This window comes from Streptomyces sp. NPDC018964 (assembly GCF_044390325.1).
Taxonomy (GTDB): Bacteria; Actinomycetota; Actinomycetes; order Streptomycetales; family Streptomycetaceae; genus Streptomyces.
Window position 1 is genome coordinate 60,802 of sequence record NZ_JBIRYZ010000024.1, and the last position, 17,710, is coordinate 78,511.

Here is a 17,710-nt window from a genome sequence, read left to right on the forward strand (position 1 = left end):
GGCACTGTGTCGACGCCGAAGAAGAACTCAGCGGACAACCAGGCCTCGTCCCACACGCTTCTGGAAGGGCGGCTCGGGTACAAGCTCGAGTCCGCCCTTCTGGTGCGTGCGCTGACCCACCGTTCCTACGCGTACGAGAACGGCGGCCTGCCGACGAACGAGCGGCTGGAGTTCCTCGGGGACTCCGTGCTCGGCCTCGTCGTCACGGACACGCTGTACCGCACCCACCCCGACCTGCCCGAAGGACAGCTGGCCAAGCTGCGGGCCGCGGTGGTCAACTCGCGTGCGCTGGCGGAGGTGGGCCGTGGGCTCGACCTGGGCTCCTTCATCCGGCTCGGTCGCGGTGAAGAGGGCACGGGCGGCCGGGACAAGGCGTCCATCCTCGCCGACACCCTGGAAGCGGTGATCGGCGCGGTCTATCTCGACCAGGGCTTGGACTCGGCGGCGGAGCTGGTGCACCGCCTGTTCGACCCGCTGATCGAGAAGTCCTCCAACCTCGGTGCCGGCCTGGACTGGAAGACCAGCCTCCAGGAGCTCACCGCGACCGAAGGACTCGGCGTGCCCGAGTACCTGGTCACGGAGACCGGCCCCGACCACGAGAAGACCTTCACTGCTGCCGCCCGCGTCGGAGGCGTCTCGTACGGCACCGGCACCGGCCGCAGCAAGAAGGAGGCGGAGCAGCAGGCCGCCGAGTCCGCGTGGCGCGCCATCCGCGCCGCCGCGGACGAGCGCGCCAAGGCGGCGGCGGAGGCCGAGGAGGTCGTCCGGACCGCCGAGGCCGATGCCTCCGACGAGAGCGCCGACGCCCCGTCGGCCTCCGCCTGAGAGAACAGCACGACCCGAGCGCCCGCACCCGGACCGGGGGCGGGCGCTCGTGACGCCAGAGCCTGTCCGGCCGTCCGGGCCGGAGCCGTCCGGGGGACCTGAACGCGACGGGGCCTCCGTGCACGGGGGAGAGGCCGGGCGCGGCGGGCCGCCGACCGCCGACGCCCTCCCGGACGGCTCCCAGTACACCGGTCCTTGGAGGGGACACCATGCCCGAGCTGCCCGAGGTCGAGGTCGTACGGCGCGGACTCGAGCGGTGGGTCGCCCACCGGACCGTCGCCGACGCCGAGGTGCTGCACCCGCGCGCGGTACGCCGTCACGTGGCCGGCGCCGACGACTTCGCGCACCGGCTCGAAGGGCACCGCATCGGCGTCCCCAGCCGCCGCGGCAAGTACCTGTGGCTGCCCCTGGAGGACACCGGCCAGTCGGTCCTGGCCCACCTCGGCATGAGCGGCCAGCTGCTGGTCCAGCCGCGCACGGCGCCGGACGAGAAGCACCTGCGCGTCCGCGTCCGCTTCACCGACGCCCTGGACACCGAACTCCGCTTCGTCGACCAGCGCACCTTCGGCGGTCTGTCGCTGCACGACACCACCCCCGACGGACTGCCCGACGTCATCGCGCACATCGCCCGGGACCCCCTCGACCCGCTCTTCGACGAGGAGGCGTTCCACCAGGCACTGCGCCGCAGGCGGACCACCATCAAACGGGCCCTGCTCGACCAGTCACTGATCAGCGGCGTCGGCAACATCTACGCCGACGAGGCGCTGTGGCGGGCCCGCATCCACTACGAGCGCCCCACGGCCGGCTTCACCCGCCCGCGCACCCTGCTCCTGCTGGGCCACGTCCGGGACGTCATGAACGCCGCGCTCGCGGTGGGCGGCACCAGCTTCGACAGCCTCTACGTCAACGTCAACGGGGAGTCCGGCTACTTCGACCGGTCCCTGGACGCGTACGGACGTGAGGGTCTGCCCTGCCGCCGCTGCGGTACGCCGATGTGCCGACGGGCGTGGATGAACCGGTCCAGCTACTTCTGCCCGAGGTGTCAGCGGGCGCCGCGCGTCTCGTCGTAGCGATCACGCGCCCGGAGCACCGCGTCCATGCTGCCCTCGACGCACTCGATGAGGGACAGCAGACGCCGGGTGACCTCGTGGCCCAGCGGCGTCAGTTCGTAGTCCACACGGGGCGGGTTGGTCGGCTGGGCCTCGCGGTGCACCAGCCCGTCGCGCTCCAGCGCGTGCAGCGTCTGGGAGAGCATCTTCTCGCTCACCCCGTCGACCCGGCGGCGCAGTTCGTTGAACCGGAGCGAGCCCTCGTGGAGCGCGCCGAGGGTCAGCGCGCCCCAGCGCCCGGTCACATGCTCCAGCGTGCCGCGGGACGGGCACGCCTTGGCGAACACGTTGAAGGGGAGCTCCCGCTCCTCCGGGCGCCGCACGGTCGTCATACGACCAGCCTACGCCAGAGCAGCGCTGACCACCGGATTGCGCTAACTGAAAGTCAGTACCCGAAGAAGTGGTGGGCCGAGGTTCTGACCTGCGGCCATGCAATCGATCAACGCTGCGACCTGCGACTTAGCTGTCGGTGGTTGTCAGCGTTGGTCGTCGTTGAGCACCCTTCGACGGCCCGGAGACGGCCCCAGTTCTGGAAGCAGCGGGGCGCTGAGCCAGGACAGAAGGCGAAAGGGGCAACAAGCTGCCTTCGGTCTTCTTACGCTGCTGGTCATGCAGTGGACGGCGATAGTGGCGACTGCGATTGGCGCAGTCATTGGCGTTGTGAGCACTCTGACCGCAGACCATGTCCGATGGCGACGTGATCTTTCTGAGCGGGACAGGGATGCGATGCGGACTTCGTACGCCCAGTACGTTGAGGCGCTGACCCAAGCACGTGATGAGATCACCCAGACCAGTCGTGACCCTGGCCTTACAGCCGAACAACGGGCTGAGAACGTGCGCACTGTCATCGGACGGCATGGCGTGTATGCCAGGCAGCATCAGCTTGAACTCACAGCGCCGGTGAAGGTTGTACGACTCGCGATCAATGCTGCAAACGAATTAGCGGGCTACCGGGACAGCGTGATCAACGGCTTCATGAGGGAAGATCCTGAGTGTGTAGAGGCACGAAGGGCTTACCGGGAAGCTCGGTATCGACTGATCGACGCCATGCGCTTCAGTCTGGAGCGTCGTTCATAGGCGCTCCTCCTGCCTCCGCGACTAGGTCGGCGTAGCGGCTTTGGGCTGGAGCTGCTTTGGGGCGAGTGATCATGGCCCCGTAAGCTTCCGGCGCGTCGGGCAGTCTGTGGACCTGCCCGTTAAAGCACGACGTTGGGGCCATGATCTTAGAGGCTCGCCCCAAAGTGGCTGCCTAAAGCCGTGGAGCCGACCGCCCCAGCCACGACGTGTTCTGACCTCATGCCGCCGGCCAACCCTCACCAGGGCGCGCGTCGGCGCAGCGCGGGCGGAGCGGGCCGAAGGCAGGAGCGGCGCCCGGAGCGGAGCCGGGAAGCGCGCCCGGCGGAGCGGAGCGCAGCCGGGGCTTGATGAGGTAGGGAAACCTGTAACTCGTGCCTTGGCAGCCCCGTGGTCCCGGCTATGAGCGGTCGAGCTCCGATTGCAGCGTCTTAAGAACAGACTCAGGGTCCCCGTCGTAGACAAGGTGTGGCTCGTCGGGCTCCGGGGCCACGAATCGCTTGCGGTAGCGGATCAGGTCGCTCTCGGCGAAGTAGATCGAGTTCGGATCGTCCTCGTGCCGGGCATTGCGCTTGCTCACGCGGGACCACAGCTCCTCGTGGCTGGCCTCGAGGTAGACAACGACGGAGACCGCGCCGCCTTCGGTCGCAACCAATCGCCAGTGAGCACGGTCTTCCGGCGTCCAGAAGCCATGGTCCACCACCACATCGTGCCCGGCCTGGAGCTGCTCACGGAGCTCCACCGAAGTCTCTTCGAGGATCGGCCGCTCAAGGGTCGGGAACGTCCCTCGGGGGAAGTCGACCCCGTACACCCCATGTCGGCGGAACATCTCTTCGTCCGGGCAGAGTCTGACGAACCCTCGTGCTGTCAGCGCACGGGCCAGAGTGGTCTTCCCTGAGCCGGGGAGCCCCGCCATGAGAACGCAGAACGGTTGACGAGTGCTGTCTACGGCGGTCACTGGGTGACTTCCGATTCCGTCTGCCACGTACGACCGGGGCCGCCGAGGTCGACGCCGTACTCAACAACGGCGCCTTCACTGTCGACGAACTTCGCAGTCATGACGACCACCGGGTCCCGCGGTGCCTTCTCGGGGTCCAGCTCCAACAGCTCCGCGTCCTCGGGCGTGAGTAGTCGAGCCGACGCGGTGTCGAACCGGTGCGTGATGGGGCGTCCGGTTGCCTGAGCGATGAGTTGCAGGGACGTCCCCCCGGTCAGTCGCTCACTGCTCGTGAGCTGTGGAATCAGCTCTCCGTATCGGACGGGAATCCATGACGTCGAGTGCGCGACGATGCCGTGTCGGTCGCGGTAGACCCGGCTGCGCCGGATCACGTTGGAACCGGGCTTGAGGTCCAGTGCTTGCGCCACGTCTGCGGGCGCCGGCACCACCGACGCCTGGTGCGAGTCGGACCGTTCGCCGGTTCCCCAACTGGACCCGGTGCGGCGGCCTCGGTCCTGGCGCTGAGACCCGGAGGACATAGGGGCAGGACGGTCCAGGACCTCGGTTCCGATGCCGTGGATGCCCCTAACGAGCCCCTCGTTACGCAGCTTCCGCAACGCCTTCTCGGCGGTCGCGGCGCTGACCTTCCACTCCTGCGAGAGGTTCTTGATACTCGGCAGAAGCGAGCCAGGCTGTAGTTCGCCGGACGTGATCAGTTCCGCGTAATGGGCGGCAATCTGCGCATAGGGCGCTCGATTGTCGGCCTGGTCTGCCATCGGGTCAGCTCCCTTGTCTCAGTTGGTTGCATCCCTAGCGTACCCCTTGACACCCTAAGGTGCCCTAGGGAACCTTAGGGATGTACCCGCTGCGTGAATCAGCGAGGTCCGGCACCAACTACGCATGCCCAGGGGCGGCGCTCAACCGCCAAGAAGAACCGCCGCCCCTGGCTCCCTTGAAGGGAAGTCCCATCATGCCCGCAACTCTGGTTGCTGAGCACGTCTCCTCGGTCGCTTTATCTGTGCCGTCCGTGTCGGTCGAAGATCTGTCGAACGGTGAGCGGACCGTGGCGCTGTACGCCTCGGACCTGCCGGACGGCTACCACTACAAGCGCGGGGACACCGCGCAGCTTGTCGCCTGGATCATCCAGGGGGCCAACCGGTTGGGTCTGGACCGGCTCCGCCATGTCGCCGCGCTGGAGGGCGGATACCGGCGCTTCGTCGCGCGGAACATGGCCACGGCCGAGCAGGAGAGGGCCCACGCCGAGCGGTTCCCTGACCCCGAGCGTGACCGGCGGGCCGGTGAGCTGGCGTCGCTGGTGACGTACTCCGTCTCCATGAGTGATGAGGCGCGGGAGCGGGGTCTTCGGTTCCTGCTGGACGGGCCGTGCCCCGAGTGCGGCGACACCCGGCAGGTGTGGGCGTGCTGGGCCGTGGACGTGGACGCGGAGTGGTACGAGGAGGGCTACGGCCCGTGCTCGCTGTGCGGGGGTGCCGCGTGACGGTGTTCCCCGTCCCCCCGGAGGCCGTGGCCGGTGCTGCGGCCTCCCTGGGCGTTGACCCCGTGACCCTGGCGGACCTGCTGCGGGTGGCGAACGCGCCGGGCTTCGACCGCTGGCAGGAACAGGTTCGCCGTACCGGCGGCTGCGCTCACCCGATCCGGCTTCAGGGCCAGACCGTGACCCGCGATGCCAAGACCGGTGACGTCCTGTACTCCTACAGCACAGAGGCTGAGCCGGGCGGCATGCTCCGCGTGGCGTGCGGCAACCGGCGGGCCTCGCGCTGCCCGGCCTGCGCCTGGACCTACGCGGGCGACACCTACCACCTGATCCGGGCCGGGATCACCGGCGACGAACGCAAGGACGTGCCCGCGACCGTGCGGGATCACCCCCGCGTCTTCGCCACCCTCACCGCGCCCTCGTTCGGCCCGGTCCACAACCGTCCCGACTCCGGCCGCTGCCGCTGCGGGAGCTCCCACACCGAGGACGACCCCGCCCTCGGTACGGCCCTCGACCCTGCCTCGTACGACTACGCGGGGTCGGTGCTGTTCAACAACTACGCCGGGGACCTGTGGCGGCGCTTCACCATCTACCTGCGCCGGGAGATCGCCGCGCGGGCGGGCCTGACACAGTCGGCCATGCGGGAGGTGTGCCGGGTCTCCTTCGGCAAGGTCGCCGAGTTCCAAAAGCGCGGAGCCGTGCACTTCCACGCCGTGGTGCGCCTGGACGGCCCGGCCGGTCCCGACACCGCTCCGCCGGCGTGGGCCACGGTGGCTCTGCTGGACGGGGCGATCCGGGCTGCCGCCGGGCGCGTCTCGGTACCGGTGTCCGCCTCCGGTGACCACCCGGCGCGGGTCCTGCGGTGGGGTTCCCAGGTCGACGTCCAGGCCATCGGTGCCTTGGGCCGTGAGGAGCTGACCGAACAGGCGGTCGCCTCCTACGTCGCCAAGTACGCCACCAAGGCGGCCGAGACCACCGGCACCGTCGACCGCCGGATTGGGGAGCTCTCCGAGCTGGACAAGCTGTCGCTGCCCACGCACACCCGACGGCTCATCGAAGCGTGCTGGACGCTCGATGACGCCTACCCGGAACGGCTGCTGGCCCGGTGGGCTCACATGCTCGGCTTCCGCGGACACTTCTCCACTAAGTCCCGCCAGTACTCCACCACCCTGGGTGCGCTGCGCCAGGTGCGGGCCGACTTCCGGGCCCAGCAGGAACGCCGCGAACGCGGGCTCTCCGAAGACCTCGACGACACGGAGGGCTCCACGCTCGTCCTCGCCCACTGGACCTACGCCGGACAGGGCCACACCCCTGGCGAATCCTGGCTCGCCGCCTCGATCGCCAGGGACCTGCGCCTGAACCGTGAGACAGCACGCGAAGCACTCGCTGACCTGCACGACATGGACGACATGGAGGTGTGGGCATGAAGCGCTCGCTGCCCGACCGCTACCTGACCCCGGTCGACCTGGCTGACCTTCTCGGCGTCCCGGTCGAGACCGTCTACCAGTGGCGCCGTAAGCAGACCGGACCGCGGGGCTTCCGCGTCGGCCGGCACCTTCGCTTCGACCCCGAAGACGTCCGCGTCTGGGTCGAGTCCCAGATGGAAAGGGCCGCCTGATGGCCGGACACGTCCAAGACCGCTGGTACAAGGTCGAGACCGACCCCGACGGCAAGACCGTCAAGGTCAGGACCGATCGCTTCGGCGTCGGCCTGCGCTACCGCGCCCGGTACGTCGGGCCCGACGGCTCCGAGAAGTCCAAGAGCTTCCCTGACAAGCAGAAGCGCAAGGCAGAGCAGTGGCTGGCCAACATCGAGGCCGACATGTCGCGCGGCGACTACGTGGACCCCGGAGCTGGCAAGATCACGTTTGAGCAGTACGCCACCGAGTGGATGGCCTCGCAGATCACTGACCCGCTGACCCGTGAGTCGGTGGAAAGCCGTCTGCGCCTGCACGCGATCCCGTACCTGGGCACGCGGCCTCTGGCGTCCTTCACACCGTCGCATCTGCGTGTCTGGCTGCGGACGCTGGAGGACCGCGGGCTCTCCGCCGGGTACCGACGCGGCATCTTCGCCCACGTGTCCACGGTGTTCACCGCTGCCGTGGAAGACCGGATCATCCGTGCCAACCCGTGCAGTGCTCGGTCTGTGCGGGCGCCGCGTCCGGAGCCTCGCAAGGTCAAGCCGTGGCCTGCTGAGCGGATCATGGATGTGCGCTCGGCTCTGCCGGACCGCTACCAGGCGCTCGTCAACGTCGCTGCCGGGTGCGGACTGCGCCAGGGGGAGGTCTTCGGCCTGGCCGTGGAAGACGTCGACTTCCTCGGGGGAGTGGTCCACGTCGTCCGGCAGGTCAAGCTACTGCGGCAGCACCGGCCGGTGTTCGCTCCGCCGAAGGGCGGCAAGGAGCGTGACGTTCCTCTGCCCACGTCCGTGGCCTTCGCCCTGGCTGCTCACCTCAAGCGCCATCCCGCGACGCGGGTCACGCTTCCGTGGAAGAACCTCGATGGTCCTCCCATGACGGCATCTCTCATCTTCACTGGCCCTGCCGGGCTGCCGCTCGACCGGAACCGCTTCAACGATCGCGTGTGGCGGCCGGCGCTTCGGGACGCGGGTGTCGAGACCGGCCGGGACAACGGCATGCACGCCTTGCGACACTTCTACGCCTCGGTGCTGCTGGACGCGGGGGAGAGCATCAAGGCTCTCAGCGAGTACCTGGGACACCACGACCCCGGCTTCACGCTCCGGACGTACACGCACCTGATGCCGTCCAGCGGGAGCCGGACCCGGGCCGCCGTGGACCGCATCTTCTCGGAGGCGGAACCCGCCGTTGACGGCCCGGAGACGGCCCACGAGGGTGCCTAGCCGTCTGACCTGCGGTTATTTCAATACCCGAAGTTCTGGGTCCACCACGGGCCGCCCGACCCCATGTGGACGCCCACGCCCAGCGTCTTGAAGTCGCAGTTCAGTATGTTCGCCTTGTGGCCGGGGCTGTCCATCCAGGACTGCATCACGGACTCGGCGTCGCTCTGGCCCCGGGCGATGTTCTCGCCGCCCAGGTTGCTTATGCCGGCCGCCTCGGCCCGGTCCCACGGGGTGTCGCCGTCGGGGTTCGTGTGGTCGAAGAAGCCGCGGGCGGCCATGTCGTCGCTGAACGCCGTGGCCAGACCGGTCAGCGCGCTGTCCGAGGTGACCGGACTGCACCCCGCCTTGGCCCGCTCCACGTTGACCAGCCGGAGCACCTCGGCCCCGGCGACGGCCTCCGCCGACCCGGCCACCGGACTGCTGCTCGTCTCCTTCTCCGGCTCCGGCGTCGCCTTGCGGGACGGCACCTCCTCCGCGGTCTTCTCCGGGGCCGCAGCGGTCTCCTCCTTCTCCGAAGTCCTCTTCTCCGGGGTCTTCTTCTCCGGAGTCTTCGTCGGCGCGGCCGACGCCGAGGCCGACGCGGACGGTTCGGGCGAGGTGGAGCGCTCGGTGCCGCGGCTCGCCGGGGTGCCGGCGTCACGGCTCGGGCTCTCCAGGCTGCCGGACCTGCCGCCCTGCTCACCGGGCGAGTTGGTGGGCAGGTCCCCGGCCTGCACGCTGTCACCGGGGGTGCTGTCGCCGCCGAGCCGGTAGTTCTCCAGACCGGGCACCGCGCCCGTGGCCACCGCCACCGTGCCGAGGGCCACCGCGGCGGAGACGCCGAGCAGGCCGGTACGGACCGGGGCCGCGGCCTTCTTCTTCCGGCGCCGGTGTCCGCCGCCGCGGGGCGCGTCGTCGGGCGGGAGTCCGTCACCGGGGAAGGCGTGACCGATCCGGTCCGGGCCCGTGGAGAAGCCGGCGTCGGGGAAGCCGCCACGGGTGAAGTCGCTGCCCCCGGCGGGGATGTCGGCGCCGTCCGTCGCGTAGAGGTAGGCCGCGCTCCGCGCGTACGTCTCGGCGTACGCCTCCGGGTTCAGGTACGGCGCGGTGCCCATCGTGGGCGGGCCGTCCCCCCGGTCGCCTCTCGAGTGCGGGCCGCCGCCGTGGAGGTCGTCGTGGGTGACCCCGGTGGCGCGGCCCGTGGCGGCGCGGCCGGCGGCGGAGCGTCGGTGGCGTCCCATGTCCTGGCCTTCCTCGTCCTTGCGGTCGACTCGTGCTGGCGACCAACCCGAAACGCGACGATCACGAAACTCACACGAACGAGTGAGTTTCATATGAGATTCATGGGTGGGGACGCTACCGCATGACGCAAGGGCACGGTGTGCCCCTAGTGGCTTTGTCCGGTTAGGTTGCAGCCATGAGCGAGGATGTGCGACTGGTCGCCTGGGTGCGCGGCCATGTCCAAGGTGTGGGTTTCCGCTGGTTCACCCGGGCCAAGGCGCTGGAGATCGGCGGCCTGAGTGGTTTCGCCCTCAACCTGGGCGACGGCAGGGTCCAAGTGGTCGCCGAGGGCGCCCGCGAACGCTGCGAAGGGCTGCTCGGCTGGCTCCAGGGCGGCGACACGCCCGGACGCGTGGACGGGGTCACCGAGATCTGGGACACACCGCGCGGCGGCTACGAGGGCTTCGCCGTCCGCTGATCCCGCTCGCTCCGGCGGCCCCGAGCGTCGCGGACGGTCCGGGCGCCAAGCCCTTTCCGGAGAAAAAGTCCTGGTGATTGCCGAGAAGGGCTTGCCGTGGGCGGCGCCGGCCGCCAGGATGATCGCCACGTCCCGAGGACCCGTGAGACGCGCGCCGCCGCCGTTCGCCGGCCGTGCGCGCCCGGTTGTCCGCCCATACGGGGCGTGATCGTGTTGACCCTCAAACTTTTTGGTGAGACGCTGAAAGCCCCGCGCACCTTAGCTGTTTGGCATGGCTGAACGGCAGCACAACTCCAGGCCTGCCAAGCACCGCGGGTGCGAATCCCTCACGACCCACACCGCATCGGTCGGTCACTCATTGTGGAGGACCATCCATCATGGCAAAGGCGCTTCTCGGTTACGTCGGCGGCTCCGACCCGCGACTCCTCGCCGAGATGCGACGGCTCCAGCAGCGCGTCCAGGACCTGGAATCCGAGCTCGTACGGATCCAGGCGGAGAACGACGCGCTTTCGGCTGCCGCTTCTCACGACAGGATCATGGAGAGCGTTGACGCACACCAGGCGGAGCCTGCGCTCACCTGATCATCGCACCGCTGATCACTTCACCGCTGTACGAACAGCACAGCGGTGGTCGGGCCCGCCCGTCACCACCGCCAAGCAGTCAGAACTGCAAGGGACGCCCCCGGCGTCCCTTCTTTCTTTCCCGCCTCCGCGACCTCGCCCCCGGCACCCACGCCCCCGCGCACGGCGCTCCTTGACCCGCGCATCCTTTCACCGTCTTCAACGTCTGGTGTGCCCTGCGCGTTCACCCGCGAAACCGTGCGTTCATGGAGTGAGACCTGACCGGCGGGTAGAGTCCGACGGCGTGCACCTCAAGGCCCTGACCCTCCGCGGCTTCAAGTCGTTCGCCTCCGCGACCACACTCCGCTTCGAGCCGGGGATCACCTGCGTCGTGGGTCCGAACGGCTCGGGCAAGTCCAATGTCGTGGACGCGCTCAGCTGGGTCATGGGCGAGCAGGGCGCCAAGTCGCTGCGCGGCGGCAAGATGGAGGACGTCATCTTCGCCGGCACCACCGGCCGCCCGCCGCTGGGCCGTGCCGAGGTGTCCCTGACCATCGACAACTCCGACGGCGCCCTCCCCATCGAGTACGCCGAGGTCACCATCACGCGGATCATGTTCCGCAACGGCGGCAGCGAGTACCAGATCAACGGCGACACCTGCCGGCTCCTCGACATCCAGGAACTGCTCTCCGACTCCGGCATCGGCCGGGAGATGCACGTCATCGTCGGCCAGGGCCGGCTCGACTCCGTGCTGCACGCCGACCCCACGGGCCGCCGCGCCTTCATCGAGGAGGCCGCCGGTGTCCTCAAGCACCGCAAGCGCAAGGAGAAGGCGCTGCGGAAGCTGGACGCGATGCAGGCCAACCTCGCCCGCGTGCAGGACCTCACCGAAGAACTGCGGCGCCGGCTCAAGCCACTCGGCCGCCAGGCCGCCGTCGCGCGACGGGCCGCCGTCATCCAGGCCGAGCTGCGCGACGCCCGGCTGCGGCTGCTCGCTGACGACCTCGTACGGCTGCGCGAGGCGCTGCAGGCCGAGATCGCCGACGAGGCGGCCCTCAAGGAGCGCAAGGAGGCGGCCGAGGCCGAGCTGGGGAAGGCCCTCCGGCGCGAGGCCCACCTGGAGGACGAGGTGCGCCGGCTCACCCCGCGGCTGCACAGCACCCAGCAGACCTGGTACGAGCTCTCCCAGCTCGCCGAGCGGGTGCGCGGCACGATCTCGCTGGCCGACGCGCGCGTGAAGAGCGCGACCTCCGCGCCCCCCGAGGAGCGGCGCGGCCGGGACCCGGAGGACATGGAGCGCGAGGCCGCGCGCATCCGGGAACAGGAGGCCGAACTGGAGGCAGCCCTGGAGGCGGCCGAACGCGCCCTGGAGGACACGGTCGCCCACCGCGCGGAGCTGGAACGCGAACTCGCCCAGGAGGAACGGCGCCTGAAGGACGCCGCGCGGGCCATCGCCGACCGGCGTGAAGGGCTCGCCCGGCTCAAGGGACAGGTGGGCGCGGCCCGTTCGCGTGCCGCCGCCGCCCAGGCGGAGATCGAGCGGCTGGCCGCCGCCCGTGACGAGGCCAGGGAGCGGGCCGTCGCCGCGCAGGAGGAGTACGAGGCCCTCAAGGCCGAGGTCGACGGCCTCGACGCGGACGACGCCGAACTCGCCGAGCGGCACGAGGACGCCAAGCGGCGGCTCGCGGAGGCCGAGACCGCACTCGCCGCCGCCCGCGAGGCGGTCACCGCCGCGGAACGACGGCGCGCCGCGACCCAGGCCCGCCACGAGACCCTCGCGCTCGGCCTGCGCCGCAAGGACGGCACCGGCGCCTTGCTGAACGCGAAGGACCGCCTCACCGGGTTGCTGGGGCCGGCCGCGGAACTGCTGACGGTGACGCCCGGCTACGAGGTACCGCTCGCGGCCGCGTTCGGCACGGCGGCGGACGCCCTCGCGGTCACCTCACCGTCCGCCGCGGCCGACGCGATCCGTCTCCTGCGCAAACAGGACGCGGGCCGAGCGACCCTCCTCCTGGCGGAAGCAGCCGAAACAGCGCCCCGAAGGGACGAGGGAGACCACGCGACCGGCCACAGCGAACCCCCAGCCGCCGGCGCATCCGCGGAGCGTCCCGCCGAGAACCTGGCGGAGGGGCCCGCCGCAGCGCCTCGAAGGGACACGGGGAACCGCGCGACCGGCCGCAGCGAACCCGTAGCCGCCCTCCCCGCCGAGCACCTCGTCAGCGGACCCCCCGCTCTCATGCCGGCCGTGCGACGGCTACTGGACCGCATCGTCGTCGTCGGCACCCTGGAGGACGCCGGGGAAGTCGTCGCCGCCCACCCCGACCTCACCGCCGTCACCGCCGAAGGCGACCTCCTCGGCACCCACCTCGCGCAGGGCGGTTCGGCAGGCGCCCCCAGCCTGCTGGAAGTACAGGCGTCCGTGGACGAGGCCGCCGCCGAGCTGGAGGAGCTGGCCGTGCGGTGCGCGGAGCTGGCCGAGGCGCAGGAGACGGCGGCCGGGCGGCGCCGGGAGTGCGCGGCCCTCGTCGAGGAACTCGCCGAGCGGCGCCGGGCCGCGGACCGGGAGAAGTCCTCCGTCGCCCAGCGGCTCGGCAGGCTCGCCGGGCAGGCGCGCGGCGCCGCCGGAGAGGCCGAGCGGGCCGATGCCGCCGCGGCCCGGGCGCAGGAAGCCCTCGACAAGGCGCTCGCCGACGTCGAGGAACTCGCCGAGAGGCTCGCCGTCGCCGAGGAGACGCCGTTCGAGGAGGAGCCCGACACCTCCGTGCGCGACCGGCTCGCCGCCGACGGGGCCAACGCCCGCCAGACCGAGATGGAGGCCCGCCTCCAGGCCCGTACGCACGAGGAACGGGTCAAGGGGCTCGCCGGACGGGCCGACTCCCTCGACCGCGCCGCCCGCGCGGAACGCGAGGCACGCGCGCGTGCCGAACAGCGCCGGGCCCGGCTGCGCCACGAGACGGAAGTCGCCCGGGCCGTCGCCGCCGGCGCCCGCACCCTCCTCGCGCACGTCGAGGTCTCCCTCGCCCGCGCCGACCAGGAGCGCACCGCCGCCGACGTCGCCAAGGCCCGCCGCGAGCGGGAACTCGCCCGCGCCCGCGCCGAGGGGCGCGATCTCAAGGCGGAACTCGACAAGTTGACGGATTCAGTTCACCGGGGCGAGGTACTCGGCGCCGAGAAACGGCTGCGGATGGAGCAGCTGGAGACCAAGGCGCTGGAGGAACTGGGTGTCGAACCGGCCGGGCTGGTGGCGGAGTACGGCCCGCAGCAGCCGGTGCCGCCCTCGCCCCCCGCCGAGGGTGAGGAGCTGCCGGAGGACCCCGAGCACCCGCGCAACAGGCCCCGGCCCTTCGTACGGGCCGAGCAGGAGAAGCGACTGAAGGCCGCCGAGCGCGCCTACCAGCAACTCGGCAAGGTGAACCCGCTCGCCCTGGAGGAGTTCGCGGCGCTGGAGGAACGCCACCAGTTCCTCAGCGAACAGCTGGCGGACCTGAGGAAGACCCGCGCGGACCTGCTCCAGGTCGTCAAGGAGGTCGACGAACGCGTCGAGCAGGTCTTCACCGAGGCCTACCGGGACACCGCGCGCGAGTTCGAGGGCGTCTTCTCCCGGCTGTTCCCGGGCGGTGAGGGACGGCTGGTGCTGACCGACCCGGACAACATGCTCACCACGGGCGTGGACGTCGAGGCGCGTCCGCCCGGCAAGAAGGTCAAACGGCTCTCCCTGCTCTCGGGCGGCGAGCGGTCGCTGACCGCCGTGGCGATGCTCGTGTCGATCTTCAAGGCGCGGCCCAGCCCGTTCTACGTCATGGACGAGGTCGAGGCCGCCCTCGACGACACCAACCTCCAGCGGCTGATCCGGATCATGCAGGAGCTGCAGGAGGCCTCGCAGCTGATCGTGATCACGCACCAGAAGCGCACCATGGAGGTCGCCGACGCGCTCTACGGCGTCTCCATGCAGGGCGACGGCGTCTCCAAGGTCATCAGCCAGCGGCTCCGCTAGACCGGCACACAATCTTCAAGTCCTGAACGATCTCTACTTCCTCACGTCTTAAAACTCACAGCACATGGCCTATTGACTTCAAAAGTTGAAGGCATAGTCTCTGCAATGTTGTTTTTACCTTCAGGTACCTTCAGCTGGACCTCGAAGGGCTGACCCCCATCCGGCGGCGTTGCCGGTGGCCCGAGGAGTACACGTGACCAGCACAGCGCAGGCACAGAAGTCAGGAGCCCGGGCGGCTCAACCCGAACATCTCGGGCATGTCGTCTTCATCGCGGCGGCGGCCGCGATGGGCGGTTTCCTCTTCGGCTACGACAGTTCCGTGATCAACGGTGCCGTCGAGGCCATTCGTGACCGTTACGACATCGGCTCCGCCGCGCTCGCGCAGGTCATCGCCGTCGCCCTGATCGGCTGCGCGATCGGTGCGGCGACCGCCGGCCGGATAGCCGACCGCATCGGCCGCATCCGGTGCATGCAGATCGCCGCGGTCCTGTTCACCCTCAGCGCCGTCGGCTCCGCGCTGCCCTTCGCCCTGTGGGACCTCGCGTTGTGGCGGGTCGTCGGCGGCTTCGCCATCGGCATGGCCTCCGTGATCGGCCCGGCCTACATCGCCGAGGTCGCCCCGCCCGCCTACCGCGGCCGGCTCGGCTCCTTCCAGCAGGCCGCGATCGTCGTCGGCATCGCCGTCTCGCAGCTGGTCAACTGGGGCATCCTCAACGCCGCCGACGGCGACCAGCGCGGCGAGCTGATGGGCCTGGAGGCCTGGCAGGTCATGCTCGGCGTCATGGTGATCCCGGCCGTCCTCTACGGCCTGCTCTCCTTCGCCATCCCCGAGTCCCCCCGCTACCTGATCTCGGTGGGCAAGCACGAACGCGCCCGGCAGATCCTCGAAGAGGTCGAGGGCACGGACATCGACCTGACCGCCCGCGTCACCGAGATCGAGTCGGCGATGCACCGCGAGGACAAGTCCAGCTTCAAGGACCTGCTCGGCGGCGGCTTCTTCTTCAAGCCGATCGTCTGGATCGGCATCGGCCTGTCGGTGTTCCAGCAGTTCGTCGGCATCAACGTCGCGTTCTACTACTCCTCGACGCTGTGGCAGTCGGTCGGCGTCGACCCGACGGACTCCTTCCTCTACTCCTTCACCACCTCGATCATCAACATCGTCGGCACCGTCATCGCGATGATCTTCGTCGACCGCATCGGCCGCAAGCCGCTGGCGGTCATCGGCTCCGTCGGCATGGTGATCGGCCTGGCGCTGGAAGCCTGGGCCTTCTCCGCCGACCTCGTCGACGGACAGTTGCCCGCCACCCAGGGCTGGGTCGCCCTGATCGCCGCCCACCTCTTCGTCCTCTTCTTCGCCCTGTCCTGGGGCGTGGTCGTCTGGGTCATGCTCGGCGAGATGTTCCCCAACCGCATCCGCGCCGCCGCCCTCGGCGTCGCCGCCGCCGCACAGTGGGTCGCCAACTGGGCCATCACCGCCAGCTTCCCCTCGCTGGCCGACTGGAACCTGTCGCTCACCTACGTGATCTACACGGTCTTCGCCGCGCTCTCCATCCCGTTCGTGCTGAAGTTCGTGAAGGAGACGAAGGGCAAGAGGCTGGAGGAGATGGGCTGAGCCGACGGCCCCCCGAGTCCGGGGAGAAGGACCCAAGTCCCCGCTGTCCCTCTCCTCGTCCCCTCACCGCCGCCCTCGCCCGGGTCACCCGGGCGAGGGCGGCGGCGTGTTCTCCCCGGGACAGGGTGCCGGGCGCGCCTCCGCGGACCCCGCGCGTAGAACGAACGGCCTCGTGGGAGGTCACGCCATACTGGGGCTGTTATGGACATCGTCATCCTTGCTGTAGTCATCGCCGTGGTCGTGCTCGGCGCGCTCGGCGGGCTCATCGTCGGCAGCCGGCGCAAGAAGCCGCTGCCCCCGCCGCCGCCCGCCGCGCCCGACATCACCGCCCCTCCGGCCGAACCGCACGTCGGCGAAGAGGCCGAGACGCCGCGGGAGGAACCGCGGCGCACCATAGAGGAGGTTGATCTTCCGGCGGGCGCGGGTCCCGTCGTCATCGAGGAACCGCCCGCCGCCGAGGCTCCCGAGATCGAGATCCCGGAGCCCACCGCCGGCCGTCTGGTCCGGCTGCGGGCCCGTCTCTCCCGTTCGCAGAACGCCCTGGGCAAGGGCCTGCTCGTCCTGCTGTCCCGCGAGCACCTCGACGAGGACACCTGGGAGGAGATCGAGGACACCCTGCTCACCGCCGACGTCGGTGTGCAGCCCACCCAGGAGCTGGTCGAGCGGCTGCGCGAGCGCGTGAAGGTGCTCGGCACCCGCACCCCCGAGGAGCTGCGCGGATTGCTCCGCGAGGAGCTGATCACGCTGGTCGGTCCCCAGATGGACCGCACCGTGCACACCGAGAACGCGGCCGGCGGCCCCGGCATCGTGATGGTCGTCGGCGTCAACGGCACCGGCAAGACCACCACCACCGGCAAGCTCGCCCGTGTCCTGGTCGCCGACGGCAACACCGTCGTGCTCGGCGCCGCCGACACCTTCCGTGCCGCCGCCGCCGACCAGCTGCAGACCTGGGGCGAGCGGGTCGGCGCCCACACCGTGCGCGGCCCGGAGGGTGGTGACCCCGCCTCCGTCGCGTTCGACGCGGTCAAGGAGGGCAAGGAGATGGCCGCCGACGCCGTGCTCATCGACACCGCGGGGCGGCTGCACACCAAGACCGGCTTGATGGACGAGCTCGGCAAGGTCAAGCGGGTCGTGGAGAAGCAGGCCCCGCTGGACGAAGTGCTGCTCGTGCTCGACGCCACCACCGGGCAGAACGGCCTGGTACAGGCGCGGGTGTTCGCCGAGGTCGTCGACATCACCGGCATCGTGCTCACCAAGCTGGACGGTACGGCCAAGGGCGGCATCGTGATCGCCGTGCAGCGCGAGCTGGGCGTACCGGTCAAGCTGATCGGGCTCGGCGAGGGCGCGGACGATCTGGCGCCGTTCGAACCGGAGGCGTTCGTGGATGCCCTTATCGGGGAGTGAGGCCCTGATTCCGTCAGACGGATCCGGCAGACGCGAAGAAGCGCCCGCCCCCGAGCAGACCAGGGGACGGGCGCTTCGCCGTGTCCGGGGGTGTGCGGCTCCCGGCGCACGGGCGCCCGGCGCAGGTGCGGGCCGGGAGCGTTCGCGCGGCCCGGCGCCCGCG

The 17,710-nt window shown here is 70.3% G+C and carries 16 protein-coding genes; 12 read left to right on the forward strand and 4 right to left on the reverse strand.

Going from position 1 to position 17,710, the window contains the following annotated elements:
* Positions 1-6 precede the first annotated feature (6 nt).
* On the forward strand, positions 7-825 hold the full coding sequence (rnc, locus tag ACH5AO_RS29980) for a ribonuclease III (protein ID WP_398930172.1): 819 nt from the start codon (positions 7-9) through the stop codon (positions 823-825).
* 209 nt (positions 826-1,034) lie between these two features.
* Positions 1,035-1,895 (forward strand): bifunctional DNA-formamidopyrimidine glycosylase/DNA-(apurinic or apyrimidinic site) lyase, encoded by an 861-nt coding sequence (mutM, locus tag ACH5AO_RS29985; RefSeq protein ID WP_398930064.1) that lies wholly within the window; start codon positions 1,035-1,037, stop codon positions 1,893-1,895.
* On the opposite strand, the gene ACH5AO_RS29990 is transcribed toward mutM, so the two are convergent.
* A complete protein-coding gene (locus ACH5AO_RS29990; protein WP_398930066.1) occupies positions 1,868-2,266 on the reverse strand; it encodes a winged helix-turn-helix transcriptional regulator in 399 nt (132 codons plus the stop codon). The genes mutM and ACH5AO_RS29990 overlap by 28 nt on opposite strands.
* A 277-nt stretch (positions 2,267-2,543) precedes the next feature.
* Here ACH5AO_RS29990 and ACH5AO_RS29995 point away from each other — a divergent pair, with 277 nt between their 5' ends.
* Positions 2,544-3,011 carry a hypothetical protein gene (locus ACH5AO_RS29995; protein ID WP_133027291.1) on the forward strand — a complete coding sequence of 156 codons (468 nt, stop codon included), beginning with the start codon at positions 2,544-2,546 and terminating at the stop codon, positions 3,009-3,011.
* 397 nt (positions 3,012-3,408) lie between these two features.
* Here ACH5AO_RS29995 and ACH5AO_RS30000 read toward each other — a convergent pair whose 3' ends face one another.
* Together ACH5AO_RS30000 and ACH5AO_RS30005 are read right to left on the reverse strand one after the other, a co-directional pair.
* Positions 3,409-3,966 (reverse strand): AAA family ATPase, encoded by a 558-nt coding sequence (locus ACH5AO_RS30000; protein ID WP_398930068.1) that lies wholly within the window; start codon positions 3,964-3,966, stop codon positions 3,409-3,411.
* Positions 3,963-4,721 carry a GntR family transcriptional regulator gene (locus ACH5AO_RS30005; RefSeq protein WP_398930070.1) on the reverse strand — a complete coding sequence of 253 codons (759 nt, stop codon included), beginning with the start codon at positions 4,719-4,721 and terminating at the stop codon, positions 3,963-3,965. The genes ACH5AO_RS30000 and ACH5AO_RS30005 overlap by 4 nt, the downstream gene beginning before the upstream one ends.
* 194 nt (positions 4,722-4,915) lie before the next feature.
* On the opposite strand from ACH5AO_RS30005, the gene ACH5AO_RS30010 reads away from it, so the two are divergent.
* The 4 genes from ACH5AO_RS30010 to ACH5AO_RS30025 are packed head-to-tail and all read left to right on the forward strand — an operon-like array spanning position 4,916 to position 8,299.
* On the forward strand, positions 4,916-5,443 hold the full coding sequence (locus tag ACH5AO_RS30010) for a hypothetical protein (protein ID WP_398930072.1): 528 nt from the start codon (positions 4,916-4,918) through the stop codon (positions 5,441-5,443).
* 26 nt (positions 5,444-5,469) lie between these two features.
* Positions 5,470-6,867 carry a replication initiator protein RepSA gene (gene repSA, locus ACH5AO_RS30015; RefSeq protein WP_398930174.1) on the forward strand — a complete coding sequence of 466 codons (1,398 nt, stop codon included), beginning with the start codon at positions 5,470-5,472 and terminating at the stop codon, positions 6,865-6,867.
* The gene (locus ACH5AO_RS30020; RefSeq protein WP_070390434.1) at positions 6,864-7,058 is read left to right on the forward strand and encodes a helix-turn-helix domain-containing protein; all 195 of its coding nucleotides are present in this window, start codon (positions 6,864-6,866) and stop codon (positions 7,056-7,058) included. The genes repSA and ACH5AO_RS30020 overlap by 4 nt, the downstream gene beginning before the upstream one ends.
* Entirely contained in the window at positions 7,058-8,299 is a 1,242-nt protein-coding gene (locus tag ACH5AO_RS30025; RefSeq protein ID WP_398930075.1) for a tyrosine-type recombinase/integrase, read from the forward strand. The genes ACH5AO_RS30020 and ACH5AO_RS30025 overlap by 1 nt, the downstream gene beginning before the upstream one ends.
* Positions 8,300-8,319: 20 nt before the next feature.
* Here the strand turns inward: ACH5AO_RS30025 and ACH5AO_RS30030 are convergent, their stop codons facing one another.
* Entirely contained in the window at positions 8,320-9,519 is a 1,200-nt protein-coding gene (locus ACH5AO_RS30030) for a CAP domain-containing protein (RefSeq protein WP_398930077.1), read from the reverse strand.
* Positions 9,520-9,695: 176 nt separating this feature from the next.
* Between ACH5AO_RS30030 and ACH5AO_RS30035 the strand changes: the two genes are divergently transcribed.
* The 5 genes from ACH5AO_RS30035 to ftsY all read left to right on the forward strand — a co-directional run bounded on the left by ACH5AO_RS30035 (position 9,696) and on the right by ftsY (position 17,547).
* Positions 9,696-9,977, forward strand: coding sequence for an acylphosphatase (locus ACH5AO_RS30035; protein ID WP_217130622.1), 282 nt, complete (start codon positions 9,696-9,698; stop codon positions 9,975-9,977).
* 377 nt (positions 9,978-10,354) lie between these two features.
* Positions 10,355-10,558, forward strand: a complete 204-nt coding sequence (locus tag ACH5AO_RS30040) for a hypothetical protein (RefSeq protein ID WP_073936471.1) — start codon at positions 10,355-10,357, stop codon at positions 10,556-10,558.
* Between the two features lie 283 nt (positions 10,559-10,841).
* Positions 10,842-14,531, forward strand: a complete 3,690-nt coding sequence (locus ACH5AO_RS30045; protein WP_398930079.1) for an AAA family ATPase — start codon at positions 10,842-10,844, stop codon at positions 14,529-14,531.
* Between the two features lie 193 nt (positions 14,532-14,724).
* Complete coding sequence (locus ACH5AO_RS30050; protein ID WP_398930080.1) at positions 14,725-16,143, forward strand: sugar porter family MFS transporter; 1,419 nt, start codon at positions 14,725-14,727, stop codon at positions 16,141-16,143.
* A gap of 201 nt (positions 16,144-16,344) precedes the next feature.
* Positions 16,345-17,547, forward strand: a complete 1,203-nt coding sequence (gene ftsY, locus ACH5AO_RS30055; RefSeq protein ID WP_398930082.1) for a signal recognition particle-docking protein FtsY — start codon at positions 16,345-16,347, stop codon at positions 17,545-17,547.
* Positions 17,548-17,710 lie beyond the last annotated feature (163 nt).

Excerpts from the sequence above, each read along its gene's own strand:
- ACH5AO_RS29995 (WP_133027291.1), top strand. The coding sequence starts at position 2,544 with ATGCAGTGGACGGCGATAGTGGCGACTGCGATTGGCGCAGTCATTGGC.
- ACH5AO_RS29990 (WP_398930066.1), bottom strand. The coding sequence starts at position 2,266 with ATGACGACCGTGCGGCGCCCGGAGGAGCGGGAGCTCCCCTTCAACGTG.
- ACH5AO_RS30035 (WP_217130622.1), top strand. The coding sequence starts at position 9,696 with ATGAGCGAGGATGTGCGACTGGTCGCCTGGGTGCGCGGCCATGTCCAA.
- ACH5AO_RS30040 (WP_073936471.1), top strand. The coding sequence starts at position 10,355 with ATGGCAAAGGCGCTTCTCGGTTACGTCGGCGGCTCCGACCCGCGACTC.
- mutM (WP_398930064.1), top strand. The coding sequence starts at position 1,035 with ATGCCCGAGCTGCCCGAGGTCGAGGTCGTACGGCGCGGACTCGAGCGG.
- ACH5AO_RS30010 (WP_398930072.1), top strand. The coding sequence starts at position 4,916 with ATGCCCGCAACTCTGGTTGCTGAGCACGTCTCCTCGGTCGCTTTATCT.
- ACH5AO_RS30020 (WP_070390434.1), top strand. The coding sequence starts at position 6,864 with ATGAAGCGCTCGCTGCCCGACCGCTACCTGACCCCGGTCGACCTGGCT.
- ACH5AO_RS30030 (WP_398930077.1), bottom strand. The coding sequence starts at position 9,519 with ATGGGACGCCACCGACGCTCCGCCGCCGGCCGCGCCGCCACGGGCCGC.
- ACH5AO_RS30005 (WP_398930070.1), bottom strand. The coding sequence starts at position 4,721 with ATGGCAGACCAGGCCGACAATCGAGCGCCCTATGCGCAGATTGCCGCC.
- ftsY (WP_398930082.1), top strand. The coding sequence starts at position 16,345 with ATGGACATCGTCATCCTTGCTGTAGTCATCGCCGTGGTCGTGCTCGGC.
- ACH5AO_RS30025 (WP_398930075.1), top strand. The coding sequence starts at position 7,058 with ATGGCCGGACACGTCCAAGACCGCTGGTACAAGGTCGAGACCGACCCC.